Genomic DNA, 20,513 nt, shown 5'->3' on the forward strand with positions numbered 1-20,513 from the left:
ACGATGGGGTTCGCCGGGAGCCGAGCGCCCGGTCCGCCGCGTCCTTTCCGAAGACCGCCCGGGGTCCGCGGCCCGGGGCGGTCACACGCCGAGGAGTCATGATGAGCCCGCTGATCACGCCCGCAGACCTGGCCGAACTGGACGGGGCGGCCATCCTCGACGTGCGCTGGACGCTCGGCGGGCCGCCCGGGATCGAGGAGTACCGCCAGGGGCACGTCCCGGGTGCGGTCTTCTGCGACCTGAACGCCGACCTGGCCGCCCCGCCCGGGCCCGGCGGCCGCCACCCGCTGCCGGAGGCGGAGCGCTTCCAGTCCTCGATGCGCCGCCTGGGCGTCTCGGGCTCCCGGCCGGTGGTCGTCTACGACGGGGCCGACTCCACGGCGGCCGCCCGGGCCTGGTGGACGCTGCGTTACTTCGGCCACCCCGACGTGCGGGTGCTCGACGGGGGCCTGCGCGCCTGGACCACCGAAGGGCGTCCCGTCTCGGCGGACGTGCCGCAGCCGCCGCCCGGTGACTTCACCGCGCGCCCGGGCGGCATGCCCCTCCTCGACGCCGACGGGGCCGCGGAGCTGGCCGCCGACGGGATCCTGCTGGACGCGCGCGCCGCGGAACGCTACCGGGGCGAGGTCGAGCCGATCGATCCCGTCGCCGGGCACGTGCCCGGCGCGATCAGCGCTCCCACCTGGGAGAACGTCGATCCCGCAGGCCGGTTCCACCTGCCGGAGTTCCTGCGCGAGCGGTTCAACACCCTCGGGGCGGTGCCCGGAATGGAGGTGGGCGCCTACTGCGGCTCCGGGGTGACGGCCGCCCACCAGGTGCTGGCCCTGGAGGTGGCGGGCATCCCCGCCGCCCTCTACGTGGGGTCCTGGTCCCACTGGGTGGCCGACCCCTCCCGGCCGGTCGCCACCGGCTGATCGCCGTACCCGAAGCAGGCGAACCCGGCCACCCCGGTCTTCCCGCTCGCCAGGGTCAGCGCCGGGGCGGGCGGGTGACCGGCGGCCAGCAGGCCGTGGAAGGCGGTCATCAGCGTCAGCGTCTCCGCGTCGCGCACCGGCACCAGGCCGGCCACCACGCACCGCGTCCCCCTGGACAGGAACGTCCCGGCCAGTCCCAGCGGGGCACCGTCTGCCGGTGCGCGAGCCATCCCCGCGTCGCACGCCGAGAGCACCACCAGGTCCGGGGGCGTGCTCAGCCGGAGCAGGTCGTAGGCCATGAGCCTGCCGTCGTCGAGGTCGATGCCGGACAGCAGCGGACTGTGCGCGCAGAACGTGCCGTGCGCGGCCAGGTGGGCCGTCTTCGCGCGCTCCAGCGCCGCCGTGACCGCGGGCCGCGTCGCCGGGATCCGCCGGGCTCCCGGCCAGTGCTCGGCGACCATGTCCGCCTCCGCCTCGGCGTACCGCAGCCCCGGACCGGCCACCACCACGCTCCCGGTCCTGGCCGGGGTGCCGTCCCCCGGGGCGGGACCGGCGCCCGCCCGGTGCGCGGACAGCCAGTCGGCCGCGCTCGCCGCGACGGTCACCGGCCGGTCCGCGTTCGCCGGCAGCACCGGCCAGGGCAGGGCGTGCAGCGTCCCGCACGGCACGATCACCAGCGGCCGATCGCCCAGCCGGGGAAGCAGCGGGCCGAGGACCAGCCGCTCCAGCGAGGCCGCCTCCACGGCCGTGCCGGGTGCCCGCCCGTCGCGCAGGTGCGCCCGGCGCAGGCCGTACCGGAGCCGGACGACGGCCTCGGCGACAGGGGCGACGGGTCCCAGCCGATGCAGGGCGACCCGGCCGGGAGTGACCGCGACGGCGACCAGTTCGTTCCCGTGGCGGACGAACTCCACCAGCGCGGTGTCGCCGAGCGCGGCCTGCAGCTCCGCGAGGACGGGAGCGGCGGGCCGCCCGGCGCCGCGGGCGACCGCCCGCCACCGCTCCGCCCAGGCCAGCACCGCCTGCGCACGGCCGGTCTCCATGGAAAGGGCCAGGCCGAGCGCGGCCAGCGGCTCGCCCGCCCGTACGGCGTGCGCCCGCACCATGGGGTCCTCCAGGCCGGTCGTCCCGGCGCCGACCTCGGCCAGGCCCGCGCGGACCGCGGCGAACGCCCCGCGCCGGTCTCCGGCCAGGGCCCGTCGCAGCGCCGTCGCGTGGCGGGTCACCACGCCGGAGCCGGCCGAGGCGAGCAGGGCGAGTTGCTCCCCGGCGGCACGGTCGTCGCCCAGCCGGAGCGCGAGCTCCGCCGCGGTGAGCCTCAGCGGTCCCGACGGATGGCCCGCCCCGTCGAGATCGGCCGCGCACGCCAGCATCTCGGAGAGCAGGAGACCGCCGGTCGGCGCGTCGGCGGAGGCGCTCCCGGTCCGGGTGGCACCGGTGAAGACGTCCCGGGTCTCCCCGTCAGCGGCGGGTCCGGCGCGGTAGGGGGACGGGGCGCCGGGGAGGCCGAGCTTGAGTCGGGCGCGCAGGATGATCTCGGTGGCGCGCGGGACCGTGGACTCCCGCCCCTGGGCGAGCAGCTCGCTGCGGGCCAGCTCCGCGACCTCCCGGGCCCGGCGGGGATCGCCGGTGCGCAGTTCGACCTCGGCCAGCGCCAGCCGGGCCTCGGTCAGGGCAGCCCCGGCGCCCGCCGCCTCCAGTTCCGGCACCGCGAGGTCCAGCAGCACCCGCGCCTCGCCGGGCAGGTGTGCGGCGACCAGGGCCTCCGCCAGGTCACAGCGGACCGTGGCGAGCCGCTCCGGGCAGCCGAACAGGGTCTGCTCCGCGCGGCGGTAGGCGGCGAACGCCGCGGGCAGGTCACCGCGGCGCGCGGCCAGAAAGGGCAGGTTCCCCTCGGCGAGTGCGAGCGTGTGCTCCAGCCCTTCGGCCCTGGCCAGTTCGGCGCTCCGCGTGAGGTCGTCCTCGGCCGCGGTGAACTCCCGGAGGTACACGCGGGCGATTCCGCGGTTCAGCAGAGCTCCGGCGAGGAAGGTGGTCTCCTCGCCGGAGACGCCGGCGGCACGGTCGCGGTGGCGGCCGGGGCGCCGGTCACCGCGGCGCTCGCCGATGTGGCCGCCGGGGTGGCCGCTGTGCCGGTCGTCATGCCGGTCGCTGTGGCGGACGGCCTCCCCGAGGACGCGGGCGGCGTGGTCGCAGCGGCGGACGGCCTCACCGTGACGGCCGAGCCTGATCAGCGCCCCCGCCTGGTTCACGCCGAGCATGGCCGCCTCGATCGGGGTGAGGTACGGCTCCGCCTCCGCGGCGATGGCCAGGGCCTGGCGGGGATGTCCCAGCTCGGTCCGGAGGGGGACGAGCGAGAGGCGGGCCTGGGCCACCCGGTGGGGCATCCCGCCCGCGTCCGCGATCTCCGCCGACCGGCGCAGATGCTCCTCGGCCAGCGGCAGGTCGCCCAGCTCGCGGGCGGCCAGGGCCAGCGCCCGGTGCGCGACCGCGGCGGCCTCAGGCGCAGGCACGGCGTCCGCCCGCCCGGGAGGCGGCGGGGCGTTCAGCAGTACGGCGTGCGCCAGGGCGCGGGCGGCCGCGGGGTCGCTGGCGGCCAGGCGGACCGCGCGTTCGGCCGAGGCGAGGCAGCCGTCTGGAGGGGCGGCGGCCACTTACGGCCGGATCCGGGTCCAGCTCGTCGCGACGGGAGGGTGGTCCCTGTGGTGGCAGACCACGCTGAACCAGCCGGGCGGCAGACCGGTGACGGCGAACTGGCCCGCCTGGGAGAGCTCGCGCGACTCGGTCAGGCAGGGGGTGCGCACCTCGACCCACGAGCCCGCCCCGGGCCAGGGCGAGATCTGCCCGGCCAGGTCGACCAGGCCGTCGGAGGAGCCCACCTCCAGGTCGACGGTGAGCGCGCCCGCGTCGAACCGGAGCAGGCAGGACTGCTCGGCGGAGCGGACGCCGGCGGGGGCGGGCACGACCACCGGCCGGGCCGCGACGGCGCCGGGCAGCCGCAGGGCGAAGGCCGCCCGGGCGGCGGCCGAGACGTGGCCGGGCACGGGGTCCTGACCCGATGCCAGGCGGAGGACGGCGATCAGGGACTCGTCGTCGAGGGTGGGGGAAGGTCGCATCACGCTGTGGTCTCCTGAACGGTGAGCATGGAGCGGAGCCGGTCGAGGCAGCGGCCCCGGGTGGGGCCGTAGCTGCCGGCGGGCATGCCCAGGCGGCCGGCCAGTTGGTGGACGCCCGCGTCGGGGGAGGCCGCCATCAGGCGCAGCAGCGATCGGCAGGGTTCGTGCATGGTTTCGACGGTCTGCCAGAGCCGGCGACCCTCGTCGGCGGCCAGCACGGCCAGTGCCGGGTCCGGCGGGGCGTGCTCGTCGGCGCCGCCGGGTTCGACGGGGTCGGCGACCAGGCGCTCGCCCTGGTTGCGCCTGCGCAGGAGGGAGGCCTCGCGCCTGGCCGTGGTGAACAGCCAGGCGCCGATCCGGCCGGGGTCGTGGATGGTGTGCAGGTTCTCGACCAGCCGCAGCCACGCCCCCTGCATGGCGTCGGCCGCGTCCGCGGCGCTCAGGCCGTAGGCGCGGACCGCGGCCCAGACGAGGGGGTCGAAGCGCTTGACCACCAGGTCCCAGGCCGCCTGGTCACCTGCCAGGACGGCGTCGATCGTGCGACGGTCGATCACCTGCGTCTCCGGGATCACGTTGGACACGTTGAGTGACAATACACTGACTTTGGGTAAAGCTTTACCCGGGTAGCGGCACGACGGTCCCCAGCCCCGCGATCCTCCGGCCGCGCCGGGGGTCCAGGACGCGGGCCGCCGCCTCTTTCGGCGCCATGCCCGCGGCGGCGTCCGCGATCGCTCCGCTGACCACGGCGGTGGCGAAGGAGGTCCCGCTCCAGCGGGCGTACCCCCCGAAGGGGCCGTGATCGAGGAAGGCGCTGGTCAGCCACTCGCCCCGGGCGCAGGCGTTCACCCATGGGCCGTGCGCCGAGAACGGTGCCCGCCTCTCCTCCGCGACGTCCAGTGCGCCGACCGCGACCACCTCCGGCAGCGCCGCCGGCCAGAAGGGCCGGTCCGAGGCGGTGTTGCCCGCGCAGGCGACGAGCGCGGTGCCGGTCAGCTCTCCCAGCGCGGCCTCCACGAGCGGGGAGGGGCGGTCGTCGAAGGTGTGCGCGCCGAAGGAGAGGTTGAGAACCTGCGGCGGGTCCTCCCGCAGCCGGACCAGGGCACGCAGCAGTCCCGCCTCGTCCCCGACGCCGTGCCCGTCCAGCACCCGGAGGGGGCGCAGCCGCGCCCCGGGGGCGGAGTGCAGGATCAGCCCGGCGATGAACGTGCCGTGCCCGGCCTGCGCGTCGGGGGCGCCGTCGCCGTCGGAGTCGGGCGGCTCCGCGGTGCCGCGCCCCTCCAGGAACCAGGGGCTCTCCCGCCACCACGGGTGCGCGGTCAGCCCGGTGTCGAGCACCGCCACGGTGACGGGACTCCCGCCGGCGGGCGGCGCCGGGATCGGCTCGGCGGGGAAGGGGCGGGACGCGGGACCGCCGAAGAAGAGGGGCTGGCCCTTCAGGACGTGGTTGGGGGAGGCCCGGTGCCCGCGGTCCCGGATGGTGGCCACGAGGTCGCAGACGTCCACGCCGGGCGAGAGCCGTACCCGGAAGACCCCGTCGGCCTCGGCCACCGCGGCGGTCCAGCGGGCGGCGGCCTCCGCCCCCGAGGCGTCCGTCAGCAACTGCCCGGGTCTGATGAGGGCGGGTGATCCTGGGACGGGTTCGACCCGCTCGATGCCGGTGCTCATTGGCTCTCCCCGAGGTTGCTCCACGGACCGCTGGAAGTCTTGCACTCGAACGATGGCGTATGGGGGCGGCATGGACCGGCGAACCCGGTTTTCTCATGTCCGGCTCGGGCCGCGTATCGCTCCCTGGGGAGTGCGCCGACGAGGAGCGGCGACAACTTTACCTTTTGTTCGGTAAATGGATCGAACATAAACTAAAGTCGCACTCCGGAGGCTTGGCGGCGCCTCCCGTTCCGTCTTTCGTGGCGCAGGAACCCCTTGTGCTGCGCCATCTCGGCATGACCCCCCTCTGGTGTGATGTCGCAACCGACGGTAGTCTCTCCTTCAGTCACTTGTGATCATCCGTGGGCGAGGCCGTTGGGGAAGGCGCACCTCGTACGAAACGGGAGGTCCGGTGTCTGCTCGTGGCGTGCTTTACGTCCACTCGGCTCAGCCCGCGCTGTGCCCTCATATCGAATGGGCGGTCGCGGGCGTCCTTGGCGTGCCCGTAGACCTGACGTGGACGCCCCAGCCCGCCGCACCCGGCCACGTGCGCGCACAGGCAGAGTGGCATGGCCGGCAGGGCACTGCGGCGGCCATCACCTCGTCGTTGATGGGCTGGCAGCGAATTCGCTTCGAGGTGACCGAGGACGCCACCGCCGAGGCCGACGGCTCCCGCCACGCCTACACCCCGGCTCTCGGGGCCTTCACGGCGGTGATCGGGGCCAACGGCGACATCATGGTGCCCGAAGACCGGCTGCGCTCCGCCATGCTGCTGGCCCGCCAGGGCCGGGTGGTGCTGGAGGAGGAGCTGGACCGGCTGCTGGGCAAGCAGTGGGACGAGGAGCTCGAGTCGTTCCGTTACGCGGGCGAGGGCGCCCCGGTCCGCTGGCTGCACGCCGCCGTCTGACCGGATCCCGTACCGCCTCCGGGCCGCGCCGTACGCGTTCTCGGCCTGTCCGGTCCCCGCGCACCGCGTTCCCGCTGTCCGCGAGCGGTGCCCGCCCGCCTCACACGGTCGTTCCGGGATGAGACGCCGAACCGCCCCGCACGGAGATCTCCGTGCGGGGCGGTTCGGCGTCTCGGGGGCTGGTGCGGGTCCTGCCGGGGATCTACAGGGGAATGTTGCCGTGCGCGCCGCGGGCCGGGGTGGCCTGGGCGAGGATCTTGGCGATGGCGCCGCGGGTCTCCTCGGGCTTGATCACCTCGTCCACCACGCCGAGCTCGATGGCCCGCTCCAGACCGCCGGCGAGGATCTCGTGCTCCTCCGCCAGCTTGGCCTCCAGCGCGGCGCGCTCCTCCTCCGGAGCCGCCGCGAGCTCGCGGCGCTTGAGGATGCGGACCGCGGCGACCGCGCCCATGACCGCGATCTGGGTGGTCGGCCAGGCGAACACCTTGGTCGCGCCCAGGGAGCGGGAGTTCATCGCGATGTAGGCGCCGCCGTAGGCCTTGCGGGTCACCAGGGTGACCCGCGGCACCGAGGCCTCGGCGAAGGCGTGCAGCAGCTTGGCGCCGCGGCGGACCACGCCGTCGTGCTCCTGGCCCACACCGGGCAGGTAGCCGGGCACGTCCACCAGGACGACCAGCGGCACTCCGAAGGCATCACACATCCGAACGAACCGGGCGGCCTTCTCCGCGGACGCCGAGTCGAGACAGCCGCCCAGGCGCATCGGGTTGTTGGCTATCACCCCGATGGTCCGGCCCCCGAGACGGCCCAGCGTGGTGACGATGTTCGGCGCCCACTTGGGGTGCAGCTCCACTCCGGGCTCGTCGAGAAGGCCCTTGACCAGGGGTTTCACGTCATATGCGCGGCGGACGTTCTCCGGAAGCAGGCCGGAGAAGTCGACCTCGCCGACCTCGGTGCGGACCCGGCCCTGGTGGCCCAGGAGCACCGCCAGGCGGCGGGCCTGTACATAGGCGTCGGTCTCGGTCTTGGTGACCACGTGCACGACGCCGCTGCGCTTGCTGTGCGGCTCCGGGCCGCCGAGCGCCGCCATGTCGATCTGCTCGCCGGTGACGCTGCGGACCACGTCGGGACCGGTGACGAAGATGCGGCCCTCGTCGGCCAGGATCACGATGTCGGTCAGCGCGGGGCCGTAGGCGGCGCCGCCGGCCGCGGGGCCGACCACCACCGAGATCTGCGGGACCACGCCGGAGGCACGGGTCATCGCGGCGAACACGCGGCCGACCGCGTGCAGGGACTCGACGCCCTCGGCCAGCCGGGCGCCGCCCGAGTGCCACACGCCGACGATCGGGACCCGCTCGCGGACCGCGACGTCGTAGGCGTGCACGATGTGCTCGCAGCCCTCACTGCCCATCGCGCCGCCCTGGACGCGGGCGTCGCTGCAGAACACGACGACCGGCACGCCCTCCATGCGGCCCATCGCGGCCAGCACGCCGCTGCGGTCCACCGGCGTGATCAGCCGGATCGACCCCTCGTCGAGAAGGGCCGCCAGGCGAAGCTGCGGGTCCCGGGGATCAGCGGCCTCCTTGTCGGAGGCCTGGGTCACCACCCTGTTGTCGAGCACGGTCATCATGGCTCCCTGTCAGATGCTGGTGAAGGCCACGGCGACGTCGTGTCCGCCGAACCCGAAGGAGTTGTTGATCGCGGCGACCCGGCCGCCCGGCAGTGCGCGCGGCTCGCCGAGCACGAGGTCCACCTCGATGCCGTCGTCGAGATCCTCCACGTTGATCGTTCCGGGGACGACCCGCTCATGCAAGGCCAGGATCGTGAAGACCGACTCGATGCCCCCGGCGCCGCCGAGCAGGTGGCCGGTCATCGACTTGGTGGCGGTCACCAGCGGGTGGCCGCCGATGACCTCCTTGATCGCGATGGTCTCCACCACGTCGCCCGCGGGAGTGGAGGTGGCGTGCGCGTTCACGTGCCCGATGTCCTGGCCGGTGAGGCCGGCGTTCTCCAGGGCGCGGCGCATGGCCAGCATGACCCCGGCGCCGGTCGGCTCCGGCTGGGCGATGTGGTGGGCGTCGGCGGAGTAGCCGACACCGGCGGCCACCGCGTAGACGGTGGCGCCCCGCGCCCGGGCGTGCTCCTCCGACTCCAGCACGACGATGCCCGCGCCCTCGCCGAGCACGAACCCGTCACGCCCCCTGTCCCAGGGGCGGGAGGCGCCCTGAGGATCGTCGTTGCGGGTGGACATGGCCCGCATCGCGGCGAAGGAGCCGATGTTCAGCGGGTGGATCGCCGCCTCGGTGCCGCCGGCCACGACCACGTCGGCCCGGCCCGAGCGGATCATCTCGATCCCGTAGCCGATCGACTCCGCGCCGGTGGCGCAGGCGCTGACGGTGGCGTGCACGCCGGCCCGGGCTCCGACCTCGATGCCGATCCAGCCCGCCGGGCCGTTCGGCATCAGCATCGGGACGGTGTACGGCGAGAGCCGCTGCCAGCCCTTCTCCTTGAAGGTGTCGTAGGCGGCCAGGATCGTGGTGATGCCGCCGATCCCGCTGCCGACGACGACGCCGAGCCTTTCGGGGTCGACCTTCTCGATCCCGGAGTGCGCCCAGGCCTCGCGGGCCGCGACCAGCGCGAGCTGCTCGGCCCGGTCCAGCCGCCGCGCCTCCGGCCGGGGGAGCACCTCGGCCGGGTCCACGGCGGCCACGGCGGCGAACTTCACCGGGACCGAGTCGACCCAGTCCTCGGTGATGGTGCGGACTCCGGACTGACCGGCGAGGAGCGCCGACCAGGTTGAGGCGACGTCTCCACCGAGGGGCGTCGTCGCGCCGAGCCCGGTGACGACGACACGTACCTGGTCTGTACTCACGTTCTGCGCTCCTTGTGTTTCGCGGGTCGGTCGGGAGGTCCGGGCGTCTCAGCCCTGGATGAAACCGATGACGTCCTTGACGGTCTTGAGGTGCTTGAGCTGGTCGTCGGGGATCTCGACGCCGAACTCGTCCTGGGCGGCGACGGCGATCTCGACCATGGACAGCGAGTCGATGTCGAGGTCGTCCACGAAGTTCTTCTCCGGGGTGACCTCGGCGGCCGGGATGCCGGTGATCTCGTTGATGATCTTGCCGATACCAGCGAGGATCTCCTGCTCGGTCATGGCCATGTCGCGTGTTCTCCTTGGGTCGGTTCTCTTATCGGGCTGCGCGGCGGGTCCGCGCAGGTATTCGGGGGCGGGGCTCAGGGGATCTCGATGACCTGTCCGGCGTAGGTCAGGCCGGCGCCGAAGCCGAACAGCAGGGCCAGCCCGCCCGACTCCACCTCGCCGCGCTCGATCATCCGTGACAGGGCCATCGGGATCGAGGCCGCGGAGGTGTTGCCCGCCAGCACGATGTCCTTGGCGATGACGGCGTTGTCCGCGCCGATCTTACGGGCGATGGCTTCGATGATACGGAGGTTGGCTTGGTGGGGAACGAAGGCCGCGAGGTCCGCGGGGTCCACCCCGGCACGCTCGCACGCCTGCCTGGCCACCGGGTGAAGGGCCGTGGTGGCCCAGCGGAACACGGTCTGGCCTTCCTGGTGGAGGAAGGAGTTCCGGTCCTTGACCAGGATGGCGTCGGACTTGTCGCCGTCGCTTCCCCACACCACCGGGCCGATGCCCGGAGTGTCGGACGGGCCGACGACCGCGGCGCCCGCGCCGTCCGCGAAGATCACCGCGGTGGTGCGGTCGGTCCAGTCGAGCCACGGGGAGAACTTCTCGGTGCCCACGACCAGCACGTGGGTGGCCGAGCCGGCGCGGACCGCGTCGTTGGCGACCGCCAGCGCGTAGCAGAAGCCGGAGCAGGCACTGTTCACGTCGAAGGCGCCGGGGGCGTCGACGCCCAGCCGGGCGGCCACGCGGCCCGCCGCATTGGGGATCTGGGTCTCCAGCGTGCAGGTGGCGACGATCACCAGGTCGATGTCGGCGGCGGACAGGCCGCTCGCGGCGAGGGCCTTGCCGCCCGCCTGCACGGCCAGGTCGATCTCGGACTCGACGGGCGGGGCGATCCGGCGTTCCTTGATGCCGACCCGACTCTGGATCCACTCGTCACTGGTCTCCAGTGTCTTGGCCAGGTCGTCGTTCGTCACCACGTTGGACGGCTGGTAGTGGCCGAAGGCCAGGATCTTCGCGCCGGGGGCGCCCTGGGAGATCTTCATCCGTCGCTCACCGCTCCTCGTTCGCTGCATGGGGCGTGCCCGGCTCCCGCCGGGTCACCGTGTCCGGTGCGCGCCGGGTCACGGGAGAACCTCCCGGGCGGCGTCCAGGTCTGCGGGCGTCTTCAGCGCGACGGCCGTGACCCCGCGCAGCGCCCGCTTGGCCAGGCCGGTGAGGGTCCCGCCGGGGACCAGCTCGATCATGGCGGTGGCGCCCCGCTCGGCCATGGTGGCCATGCAGGCGTCCCAGCGGACGGGGTTGGCGACCTGGTTGACCATCCGGTCCATGAAGTCGGCCCCACTGGTGACCGCCGCGCCGTCGGCGTTGGACAGCAGCGTGACGGACGGGTCCCGGGGCGCGATCGCGGCGGCGGTCGCGCGCAGGTGCTCGACGGCCGGGGCCATGTGCGCGGTGTGGAACGCTCCGGCGACCGAGAGGGGGATCAGCCGGGCCCGGGCCGGCGGCTCGGCGGTGAAGGCCGCGAGCCTCTCCACGGTGCCGCCGGCCACGATCTGGCCGGCGCCGTTGATGTTGGCCGGGGTGAGCCCGTGCTTGTCGATCGCGGCGAGCACGTCGTCCTCGATGCCGCCGAGCACCGCGACCATGCCGGTCTCGGTGATCGCGGCGGCCTCCGCCATGGCCCGGCCGCGCTCGCGGACGAGGGTGAGGGCCTGCTCGGGGGTGAGGACCCCGGCGAGCACGGCGGCGGTCAGCTCGCCGACGCTGTGGCCCGCGACCAGCCCCGGCGCGCTCCCGGCCGCAGCGGACTCGCCGTCCGGGCCGGGCAGCACCCCGAGGGCCTCGGCGGCGGCCAGCCCGGCGGCCACGAGCAGCGGCTGGGCGACCGCGGTGTCCCGGATCTCCTCCGCGCCGGCGGTGGTCCCGTAGGCGATCAAATCGAGACCGGCCACCTCGGACCATGCGGACAGCCGGTCCGCCAGGCCCGGTATCTCGAGCCATGGAGCGAGGAAGCCTGGAGTCTGGGCGCCTTGGCCCGGAGCGACGATGACGAGCACGAAAACCAGCCTGCCCTGTAGAGGTCCACCACACGGATAGAGATCCGGATGAACATTGTCCGGAATCTTTTGTAGGGAACCTACAGCGGAGGTTTCGCGAACGTTAAGTATGGACGATCAGGTGGCGATCGTGTCCGCCAGACGGCCGAGGATGAGCCCTACCTGCAGGGTGAAGGCGGAGCGGCCCTCCGTCGGCTGGTAGCCGGTCAGCTCGGTGATCTTACGCAGACGGTAGCGCACCGTGTTGGGATGCACGAAGAGCAACCGGGCGGTGGCCTCCAGGGACGTGCCCTGCTCCAGGTAGGTCGCGAGCGTGTCGAGGAGCGGCGTGCCCACCAGGGGCAGGTAGACGTTCTCGATGAGCTGGGCCCTGGCGTCCTCGTCACCGTCGATGGCCCGCTCGGCGAGCAGGTCCTCGGCGTGGACCGGCCGGGGCGCGTCCGGCCATCCGGCGGCGGCGCGCAGGCCGGCGATCGCGGCCCGTGCCGAGCTCGCCGCCGTGTGCAGGTCGTTGACCTCCGGCCCGATCACGATCGGGCCGGGCCCGAAGCGCGGCACCACGTGCTTGGCCGCCGCGCTGACGCTGTCGGCTCCGCCCACGATCACGATCAGCTGGTCACCCTGGACCCCGGCCAGCATGTCCATGCCGACCCGGCGGCCCCGGTCGCGCAGCCCGTCGATCACCGCCTGCGGGTCGTCGTCGGGCGCCTGCCCGGCGAGCACGACCACCGGTGAGGAGGTCCAGCCCAGCGCGGCGGCCCATGAGTGCAGCCCGTCGTCCACCTCGCCGCGGACCAGCGCGTCCACGATCAGCGCCTCCAGGCGCGCGTCCCACGCCCCGCGCGCCTCCGCCTCGCGGGCGTACACGTGCGCGGCGGCGAAGGCGACGTCCCGCGTGTAGCGGAGCATCGCCTGCTGGAGCTGGTCCTCACCGCCCGGCGCCGCCAGGTCCCCGGTCTGGGCCTCGACCACCTCGACCACGATCCGGACGATGTCCACGGTCTGCTGCAGGGAGATGGACCGCTTCAGCTCCCGGGGCGCGGTGCCGAAGAACTCTATGCTGGGAGTGGGCCGTCCCTCTCCGGCATGCTGGAACCACTCCACGAACGCGGCGATCCCGGCCTGGGCGACCAGCCCGACCCAGGACCTGTCCTCGGCGGACAGGGCGCGGAACCATGGAAGCCGATCGTCCATCCTGGCCATGGCGGCCGTCCCCAGGGCGCCCATGGCCCGTTCCAGCCTGCGCGTGGTGTCCTCGCGGATCCGATCGTTCACGCAATAAGAGTGCCAGGTTGCCGGAGATGCGCAGGCCGCGCCCGGCCTCTAGATCACGGCGACGGCGGTGATCAGGCCGATGGCCAGGTGGGTGACGGCGAGGAGGCGGGAACCCGGCTGGAGCTCGCGCTCGGCGACCAGCTCGCGGACGGAGATCCCGACGACCTTGTCGAAGGCGATCATCGCCACGGTCTGCACGGTGATGCCGACCAGGCCGAACACCAGGGTCGCCAGCAGTCCCTCGTGCAGGGCGCCGCCCGAGGACCAGATGGAGGCCGCGATGATCAGGCCGACGGCGGCCAGGCCGGAGGAGGTGAGCAGGGCGGCGTTGGGGTTGCGGTCGGCCTTGATCATCTGGCTGAGCTTGCCCGGGATGGCCAGGTCGAGCACGTAGAAGCCGATGATCAGCAGGATCAGGCCGAGCACGGCGTAGGACGCGATGGCGAGAGCGCCTCGGCCGAGGGTCTCGGCGAGCGATACGGTGACGGTCTCGATGTCGACCGGTGCGGGCTGCGGGGTGGGAGTCATATGGCTCTCTCCGGGATCTGAAGGTCGGTGCTCACAGTTCGATGCGGTGCGGGACGAAGGACGACGTGTCGTCGGTGATCAACCCCGAGGTCTCGCGGATGCCGAGCCCGGCGGACTCGTCGCAGACCATCCAGGCGCCGAGCACCGGCCGCCTGCCGTCGAAGGAGGGCAGCGCCTCGAACGCCTGGTGGACGTAGCCCTCGGCGCCGTAGTCGCCGCCGGTCTCGACCTCTCCTCCGGCGCTGACGATCCGCATGCCCGCCCCCTCCCGGCCCAGCAGCGGCTTGGCGATGTGGGCGGACAGGTCGCGGGGGCCGTCGAGGTAGGCGGGCAGCAGGTTCGGATGGCCGGGGTACAGCTCCCACAGGACGGCGAGCAACGCCTTGTTCGACAGGAGCATCTTCCACAGGGGTTCGATCCAGGTCATCGAGATCTGCTGGCGTACGGCCCGCTCACCGAAGGGGTCGGCGACCGCCCACTCCCAAGGGTAGAGCTTGCAGAGCGTGCGGATCACGCGACGCTCCATGTCCACGAACCGCAGGTTGAGGCTGTCCCAGCCGATGTCCTCCATGGCCACCGCGATCGTCTTGATCCCGGCCAGGTCGGCGGTCTCCTGGAGGTAGGCGACCGTCATCGCCTCCTCGCCGGTGGCGTCCCTGTTGGTCCAGGCGAAATGGGCGGGCCCGGTGGGCAGGCCGGCGGCGATCTGCCGCCAGCGCTCGACGAGCCGCTCGTGGATGGAGTTCCACTGGTCGTCGTCGGGGTAGCGGTCCTTCAGCCAGAACCACTGCACGACCGAGCTCTCCAGCAGGCTGGTCGGGGTGTCGGCGTTGTACTCCAGCAGCTTGGCCGGGCCGGTCCCGTCGTAGCGCAGGTCGAACCGGCCGAACAGGTGCGGGTCGCGCCGCTCCCAGGAGCGGGCGATCTCCGGGCCGAGCCATCCCGGGACGGCGAAGTCGGCGTAGCGGCCGGTCTCGACGACGTGCTCCACCGCGTGCAGGCACATCCGGTGCAGCTCCTCGACCTGGTTCTCCAGGTCGAGGACCTCCTCCATGGAGAAGACGTAGTGCACGCTCTCGTCCCAGTAGGGACGGTCGAGGCCGCCGGGGTGGGCGGAACGGTGGTAGGCCAGGCCCTGGCTCTCGATGATGCGCTCCCAGCCGTCGCGGGGGAGCGAGCTCTCACGTCTCATCGGCCGGCGGTCAGCCGCCGCTGGATCCGCCGCGGCCGCCGAATCCGCCGCGCTGGATCACGGTGCCCTTGCGGCTGACGATGCCGACGTCGGAGGGCTTGACGGTGCTGCCCTTCAGCACGCGCGTGCCGCTGCGGGAGCCTCCGTAGTACCAGCCGTAGGCGCCGCGGGACCCGTGGTAGCGGTCGTCGTCGCAGTATTCCTCGTCCACGACCTCGTAGGAGCCGTCGGGGAACTGGTTGTCGAGGTTGACGCAGTCGGCGTTGATCTCCTCGTAGTCGTCGTCCGCCGCGCACGAGCCGACGACCGCCAGCGCGATGATCCCGATCGTGGAGAGCGTGATGACCGTGGACGCCTTCGAGCCGGACTTCTTCGCGCCGGGCTTTCGAGGGGGCTGCTGCGCCATCGGGTGTTTCTGGGCCATCGAACTCCAATGAGAAGTGTCAGGACAGGGTATCGATACCGTTTTACCTGTTCAACTACGTGACCATGTTGTGAGGTTCCCGGCCGCCCCGGCCGATGCGGGGCCGCCGGAGGTTGTCGGTGGGTGGACGTAACGTCAGGGTGTGAACCGTACCGACCGGCTCTACGCCCTCGTCGAGGAGCTGCGCGCCGTCTCGCCCCGATGCCGCTCTGCGCGCGAGCTCGCCGAGAAGTTCGAGGTGAGCGTCCGCACGGTCGAGCGCGACATCTCGGCTCTCCAGCAGTCAGGTGTGCCGATCTACGCCGAGCCCGGCAGGCGCGGCGGATACGTCCTGGACAAGAGCATGTCCCTGCCGCCGCTCAACTTCACTCCGGAGGAGGCCGTCGCGGTCGCCGTGGCGCTCGGCCGGACCTGGGACGCCCCCTTCGCCTTCCACGCCCGCAGCGCCCTGCGCAAGCTGGTGGCCGCTATGCCCGAGCCCGACGGGCGGCGGGCCAGGGAGCTGGCCGAGAGGGTGCACCTGCTCGTCGAGCCGGAGCCGTACCCCCGGGTGTCGCGCGTGATCGAGCAGGCCCTGCTGCACCGGCGCGTGCTCGCGATCGACTACGAGGACCAGAAGGGCCGGACCACCCGGCGCGAGGTCGAGCCCGGCGTCTTCGTGGGCGGCCGCGGCGGTCACTGGTACCTCGTGGCCTGGTGCCGGCTCCGGCGCGACGTGCGGGTCTTCCGGCTGGACCGGATCTCCCGGGCGGAGGAGACCGACGAGCCCTCGCCCGAGCACCCGCCGGAGCGCTTCTCCCCCGAGGTGCCCGGCCTGGTGTTCGGGAATCCGAAACTGGAGTGAAAACACCGACATAGGGTTGTCGTCGAGGCGGTTCATCGTAGAGGTGTTCGAGGAAATCACTTCACAAGGGGACACCTGATGATCAACACCGTGGCCTGGTTCGAGATCGCCACCGACGACCCGCAGGGCGCGGAGAAGTTCTACGGCGGGCTGTTCGGCTGGACGTTCTCCACCGACGAGAACGCCGCCAAGGGCGGCATGGACTACCGCCTCATCACCTATCCGGGCGCCGACGGACCCCAGGGCGGCGTGTACGGCACCGGCGGGAAGTTCCCCGCCCACGGGGTCTTCTCCGTCGTCGTCGCCGACACCGCGGCCACCTGCGCCCAGGCCGAGAGCCTGGGCGGCGAGGTCGTCTTCAAGCTGCTCGACAACCCCAACGGCCCCGACTTCGCCTACCTCCGCGACGCCTCGGGCAACCTCTTCGGCGTCTTCACCCCGCCGAGCGCCCCCGCGGGGGAGTAGTCCCCGGCGCGGTGCGACCGTGACTCCGGGGCCCGGCCGGGCGGAGTCCCCGGGGCCCGGGGGGTCGCGGTCGCCGCGGCCCGCCCCGGCTCCGCTCGCCCGGTGCGGCCCGTCACCCCCGGAAGGGCGGGCCGGACCGGTCTCCGAGCGCCAGGAGCGCTTCACGCAGGAGGTCGGCCAGGGCGCGCGCGGTGTCCTCCGGCAGAGCCGCGAACAGGTCTCTGTGCGCCTGCGTGGTCGCCGTGGCCAACTCCTCCGCACGCCGGACGCCCAGAGGCGTCAGCCGTACCCAGGAGCTGCGGCCGTCGGCCGGGTCGGGCTCGCGCTCGACGAGCCCGGCGCCGGTGAGCCGCTGCAGGATGTTGCTGGTCCCGCCGGTGGTGAGCGAGGAGCGCGCGGCGAGTGTGCTCGGTTTGAGGCGGTAGGGGGCTCCGGCTCTGCGCAGCGTGGCCAGGACGTCGAAGTCGGCGTAGGTCAGGCCGTACCGGCCGAGCACGGACTGGGTGACCTCCTCGACGCGGCCCTTCAGCCGCCCGGCACGCTTGACGATCTCCAGCTGCACGGTGGCGGTCTCCGGCAGCTCGGCCCGCCAGGCCGCGATCATCTCGTCGACGTGGTCCGTCTCTCCTCTTGCCACGGGATTGAGGATAGCTCTCCCGCCTGATAGCTTTTAAGAAAGCTTTCCTGATTGCTATCGGAAAAGAGGCTTTCCCGTGCGCACTCTCATCACCGGCGGAACCGTGATCGACACCGAGCCGGAGCCGCACGTCCGGCCCCGGGCCGAGGTGCTCGTCGAGGACGGCGTGATCACCGCGGTCGGCCCGGACCTGGGCGCCGCCGGCGCCCGGGTCGTCGACGCGACCGGCATGATCGTGCTCCCCGGCCTCGTCGACACCCACCGGCACCTCTGGCAGAGCGTCCTGCGCTCGGCCGCGGCCGACACCACGCTGGGCGGTTATCTCGAAATCGTCCTCGGCCGCCTCGCTCCCGCCTTCCGGGCCGAGGACGTGTACGCGGCGAACCTGTGGGGCGCGCTGGAGGCGCTCGACGCAGGGATCACCACGGTGCACGACTGGTCGCACATCCAGCTCACCCCCGAGCACACCGACGCCGCGGTCGAGGCGCTGCGGGAGTCGGGGATCCGGGCGGTCTTCGCCTACGCGCACGCCGGGAGCGGCGCCGCCCGCAGCGAGGACGAGGTACGGCGGGCGGTCTCGCTGCTGGGCGCCTCCGGGCTCGTCACCCCCGGCTTCGCCGCGCTGGGACCGGTCTACGGGCCGGTGGCCGAGGCGGAGGCCGACTGGCGGCTCGCCCGCGAGCTCGGCCTGCGCATCAGCCTGCACGCCACCGGGGCCGGCGCCGTCGAGCGGCTGCACGGAGCCGGTCTGCTCGGACCGGACGTGATGGTCGTGCACGGCAACGGCTTCACCGACGAGGCCGTGAAACTGCTCGCCGACAGCGGGGGCGTCGCCTCGGTCGCCCCCGCAGTGGAGATGCAGATGGGACACGGGTACCCGGAGACCGGCCGCTTCCGCAGGGCCGGGATCCCCACCGGTCTCGGCGTCGACACGGTGGTGGACGTGCCCGGGGACCTGTTCTCCGCCATGCGGGCCGCCTTCGCGGCGGAACGGGCGCGCGGCGGCCCGCTCACCACGGCGGAGGTGCTCCGGATGGCCACGATCGAGGGCGCCGCCGTCCTCGGCCTGCAGGACCGGATCGGGTCGCTCCGCCCCGGCAAGCAGGCCGACATCGTGATGATCCGCACCGGTTCTCCCGGCCTGGCCCCCGTCCACGACCCGATCGGCGCGGTGGTCACCGCCGCGGGCCCGGGCGACGTGGACACCGTCCTGGTCGCCGGGGAGGTCGTCAAGCGCTCGGGCCGTCTGCTCCACGCGGACCTGCCGAAGGCCCTCTCCCTGGCGTCCCGCGCGGCCGCCCACGTGGCGGCGGCCGGCCGGGTGGGCCAGTGGGCGGAAGCCGTACGGTGACCGCCGATCGCCGCCCGGACTCCTCTCATGGCGCGCTCCTCCCCGTCGCCGGGCGAGGCGTGAACCCCGGCCGGCCCGCACCTGCCGCAGCCTCCGAGCTGGAGCGCGGCGACCCTGGCCGAGGGTGTGTAATGTTCTGGCAAACCGCCGTAGCACGAGGGGTCGGCGATGTCAGAGATCGGACCGCTGCGGCCCGGGGATCCGCCGCGGCTGGGGGACTACGAGCTGAAGGGCAGGCTGGGCGAGGGTGGTCAGGGGGTCGTCTACCTCGGGGAGTCCGAGGACGGCGAGCGCGCCGCCATCAAGCTGCTGCACGTGCGCTTCACCGGAGAGGCCCGCTCCCGCTCCCGCTTCGCCCGTGAGCTGGCCGCCGCCCGGCGCGTGGAGGCCTTCTGCACGGCCCGGGTGCTCGCCGCCGACCTCGACGGCGAGACGCCGTACATCGCCAGCGAGCTGATCGACGGGCCTTCGCTGCGCCGGGTCGTCGAGCGCGACGGCCCGCTGACCGGCGAGGCGCTGGACAAGCTCGCCATCGGCACGGCCACCGCGCTCGCCGCCATCCACCGCGCCGGCATCGCGCACCGCGACTTCAAGCCGGACAACGTGCTGCTGGCCGCCGACGGCCCCCGGGTCGTCGACTTCGGCATCGCGAAGATCATCGATGAGAGCGGGACCATCACCACCCGCGCGGTCGGCACCCCCGCCTACATGGCGCCGGAGCAGATCGCAGGGGAGGACGTCGGCTGCCCGGCCGACGTGTTCGCCTGGGGCTCGACCATGGTCTTCACCGCCACCGGCAAGGCCCCCTTCGGGATGGACACGATCGTGGCGACGCTCAACCGCGTCGTCAACCACGAGCCCGACCTGAGCGCCCTCCCGGAGGACATGCGCCCCGTCGTCGCCGCCTGCCTGAACAAGGACCAGGCGCGCAGGCCCAGCGCCGACGAGGTGCTCCGGCGCCTGCTCGGCCACCCGCCGGAGGAGGACGAGGTCTCCGACGAGGTGCTGGCCGAGGGCGTCCAGGCGGCCACGGCCGACCTGACCCGGCCGGACGGGCCCGCCCCGGCGGCCAGGCGGCGCTGGCCCGTGGTGGTGAGCGGGGCCGCCGCGGTCGGCCTGGCCGCGGCCTTCGCCCTCGTCCAGCTCGGCCCGACCTTCGGCGACGGCGTCACCCCCGCGCCCACGCGGACGCCGTCCGCCCCGGCGAGCCCGACCCCCGTGGTCTCCACCGGCTCGGACCTGCTCGACAAGATCCGGAAGACCGGGAGACTGAGGATCGGCTACCGCAAGGGCCTGCCCGGGATCGCGCTCGGCGAGCCGCCTGAGGGCTTCGAGATCGACGTGGCCGAGCGCATCGCGAAGGAGCTCGGCGTGCCCGGCGGCGGCCTGAAGTTTGTCCCCGTCGGTCACACCGAGCGCGAGTCGGCGCTGGAACGCAACAAGGTCGACCTCATCATCGCCACCTTCTCCGTCAACAGGGCGAGCGCGGCCCGGGTGTCCTTCGCGGGGCCGTACTACCTGGCTCACCGTGACATCCTGGTCCGCGCCGGGGCCGGGATCTCCGAGCCGGAGGATCTGCGCGGCAGGAAGGTCTGCATCCCCTTCGGCTCACCGGCCGCGGCGGCGCTCAGGGACCGGGACATCGACTTCGACGCCGTCGCGCTCGACGCGGCCGGCAACTCCTTCGACTCCTCGCAGTGCGCGGCCAAGGTGGCCGACGGCAGCGCCGATGCCATGCTCGGAGACGACCTGTTGATCGCAGGGTTCGGCGCCCGGAACCGCGACCTCAAGATCGTCGGGGCCAAGCTCACCGACGAGCGGTACGGCGTCGCGCTCCGGCAGGGAGACGCGGTGGCCTGCCGGAAGATCAATGAGATCATCGCCGCGATGTACCGCGACAAGACGATCAGGCAGTGGCTCGCACGCCACTTCGGCGCCGTGGACTTCCGCTACGAGACCAAGACGCCCCGCCAGGAGCGCTGCCGGTAGCCGGCCGCGCGAGCCCGGGCACGTGGCG

The 20,513-nt window shown here is 73.3% G+C and carries 20 protein-coding genes; 6 read left to right on the top strand and 14 right to left on the bottom strand.

Translation table 11 applies throughout. The features are described 5' to 3' along the window. Window positions 1–101 precede the first annotated feature (101 nt). The gene (locus HS041_RS22900; protein ID WP_196443508.1) at window positions 102–914 is read left to right on the top strand and encodes a sulfurtransferase; all 813 of its coding nucleotides are present in this window, start codon (window positions 102–104) and stop codon (window positions 912–914) included. On the opposite strand, the gene HS041_RS40130 is transcribed toward HS041_RS22900, so the two are convergent. The 4 genes from HS041_RS40130 to HS041_RS22920 are packed head-to-tail and all read right to left on the bottom strand — an operon-like array spanning window position 854 to window position 5,692. Further along, a complete protein-coding gene (locus HS041_RS40130; RefSeq protein ID WP_196442864.1) occupies window positions 854–3,565 on the bottom strand; it encodes a CHAT domain-containing protein in 2,712 nt (903 codons plus the stop codon). The two genes, HS041_RS22900 and HS041_RS40130, sit on opposite strands and share 61 nt — an antisense overlap. Next, on the bottom strand, window positions 3,566–4,027 hold the full coding sequence (locus HS041_RS22910; protein ID WP_230879647.1) for a hypothetical protein: 462 nt from the start codon (window positions 4,025–4,027) through the stop codon (window positions 3,566–3,568). Then, complete coding sequence (locus tag HS041_RS22915) at window positions 4,027–4,608, bottom strand: RNA polymerase sigma factor (RefSeq protein ID WP_307845424.1); 582 nt, start codon at window positions 4,606–4,608, stop codon at window positions 4,027–4,029. Before HS041_RS22915 ends, HS041_RS22910 begins: the two co-directional genes overlap by 1 nt. A gap of 34 nt (window positions 4,609–4,642) precedes the next feature. After that, window positions 4,643–5,692 (bottom strand): S8 family peptidase, encoded by a 1,050-nt coding sequence (locus HS041_RS22920; protein WP_196442866.1) that lies wholly within the window; start codon window positions 5,690–5,692, stop codon window positions 4,643–4,645. Window positions 5,693–6,083: 391 nt separating this feature from the next. Between HS041_RS22920 and HS041_RS22925 the strand changes: the two genes are divergently transcribed. Then, a complete protein-coding gene (locus tag HS041_RS22925; RefSeq protein WP_196442867.1) occupies window positions 6,084–6,578 on the top strand; it encodes a DUF3145 domain-containing protein in 495 nt (164 codons plus the stop codon). A 202-nt stretch (window positions 6,579–6,780) separates the two neighbouring features. On the opposite strand, the gene HS041_RS22930 is transcribed toward HS041_RS22925, so the two are convergent. The 9 genes from HS041_RS22930 to HS041_RS22970 form a co-directional block, all read right to left on the bottom strand. Further along, complete coding sequence (locus HS041_RS22930; RefSeq protein WP_196443510.1) at window positions 6,781–8,202, bottom strand: acyl-CoA carboxylase subunit beta; 1,422 nt, start codon at window positions 8,200–8,202, stop codon at window positions 6,781–6,783. Window positions 8,203–8,214: 12 nt separating this feature from the next. After that, the gene (gene fabF, locus HS041_RS22935) at window positions 8,215–9,447 is read right to left on the bottom strand and encodes a beta-ketoacyl-ACP synthase II (protein WP_196442868.1); all 1,233 of its coding nucleotides are present in this window, start codon (window positions 9,445–9,447) and stop codon (window positions 8,215–8,217) included. Window positions 9,448–9,495: 48 nt separating this feature from the next. Next, window positions 9,496–9,735, bottom strand: a complete 240-nt coding sequence (locus tag HS041_RS22940; RefSeq protein WP_196442869.1) for an acyl carrier protein — start codon at window positions 9,733–9,735, stop codon at window positions 9,496–9,498. 74 nt (window positions 9,736–9,809) lie between these two features. Continuing rightward, window positions 9,810–10,766 carry a beta-ketoacyl-ACP synthase III gene (locus HS041_RS22945; RefSeq protein WP_196442870.1) on the bottom strand — a complete coding sequence of 319 codons (957 nt, stop codon included), beginning with the start codon at window positions 10,764–10,766 and terminating at the stop codon, window positions 9,810–9,812. Between the two features lie 78 nt (window positions 10,767–10,844). Continuing rightward, entirely contained in the window at window positions 10,845–11,780 is a 936-nt protein-coding gene (locus HS041_RS22950) for an ACP S-malonyltransferase (RefSeq protein ID WP_196442871.1), read from the bottom strand. 117 nt (window positions 11,781–11,897) lie between these two features. Next, a complete protein-coding gene (locus HS041_RS22955; RefSeq protein WP_196443511.1) occupies window positions 11,898–13,007 on the bottom strand; it encodes a PucR family transcriptional regulator in 1,110 nt (369 codons plus the stop codon). A gap of 96 nt (window positions 13,008–13,103) precedes the next feature. Next, window positions 13,104–13,583, bottom strand: a complete 480-nt coding sequence (locus HS041_RS22960; RefSeq protein WP_196442872.1) for a DUF350 domain-containing protein — start codon at window positions 13,581–13,583, stop codon at window positions 13,104–13,106. A gap of 31 nt (window positions 13,584–13,614) precedes the next feature. Continuing rightward, on the bottom strand, window positions 13,615–14,775 hold the full coding sequence (locus tag HS041_RS22965) for a glutathionylspermidine synthase family protein (protein WP_196442873.1): 1,161 nt from the start codon (window positions 14,773–14,775) through the stop codon (window positions 13,615–13,617). 10 nt (window positions 14,776–14,785) lie between these two features. Further along, window positions 14,786–15,199 (bottom strand): hypothetical protein, encoded by a 414-nt coding sequence (locus HS041_RS22970; protein ID WP_230879563.1) that lies wholly within the window; start codon window positions 15,197–15,199, stop codon window positions 14,786–14,788. Window positions 15,200–15,341: 142 nt separating this feature from the next. On the opposite strand from HS041_RS22970, the gene HS041_RS40135 reads away from it, so the two are divergent. Together HS041_RS40135 and HS041_RS22980 are read left to right on the top strand one after the other, a co-directional pair. Beyond that, entirely contained in the window at window positions 15,342–16,043 is a 702-nt protein-coding gene (locus HS041_RS40135) for a helix-turn-helix transcriptional regulator (protein ID WP_196442874.1), read from the top strand. 78 nt (window positions 16,044–16,121) lie between these two features. Further along, complete coding sequence (locus HS041_RS22980; protein ID WP_196442875.1) at window positions 16,122–16,508, top strand: VOC family protein; 387 nt, start codon at window positions 16,122–16,124, stop codon at window positions 16,506–16,508. 112 nt (window positions 16,509–16,620) lie between these two features. Here the strand turns inward: HS041_RS22980 and HS041_RS22985 are convergent, their stop codons facing one another. Further along, window positions 16,621–17,145 carry a MarR family winged helix-turn-helix transcriptional regulator gene (locus HS041_RS22985; RefSeq protein ID WP_196442876.1) on the bottom strand — a complete coding sequence of 175 codons (525 nt, stop codon included), beginning with the start codon at window positions 17,143–17,145 and terminating at the stop codon, window positions 16,621–16,623. A gap of 76 nt (window positions 17,146–17,221) precedes the next feature. Here HS041_RS22985 and HS041_RS22990 point away from each other — a divergent pair, with 76 nt between their 5' ends. Both HS041_RS22990 and HS041_RS22995 read left to right on the top strand, forming a co-directional pair. After that, the gene (locus HS041_RS22990; RefSeq protein ID WP_196442877.1) at window positions 17,222–18,496 is read left to right on the top strand and encodes an amidohydrolase family protein; all 1,275 of its coding nucleotides are present in this window, start codon (window positions 17,222–17,224) and stop codon (window positions 18,494–18,496) included. A gap of 168 nt (window positions 18,497–18,664) precedes the next feature. Then, entirely contained in the window at window positions 18,665–20,485 is a 1,821-nt protein-coding gene (locus HS041_RS22995; protein WP_196442878.1) for a serine/threonine-protein kinase, read from the top strand. The last annotated feature ends 28 nt before the right edge of the window (window positions 20,486–20,513 follow it).

The sequence above is a fragment of the Planomonospora sp. ID67723 genome (assembly GCF_015711605.1).
Classification (GTDB): Bacteria; Actinomycetota; Actinomycetes; order Streptosporangiales; family Streptosporangiaceae; genus Planomonospora_A.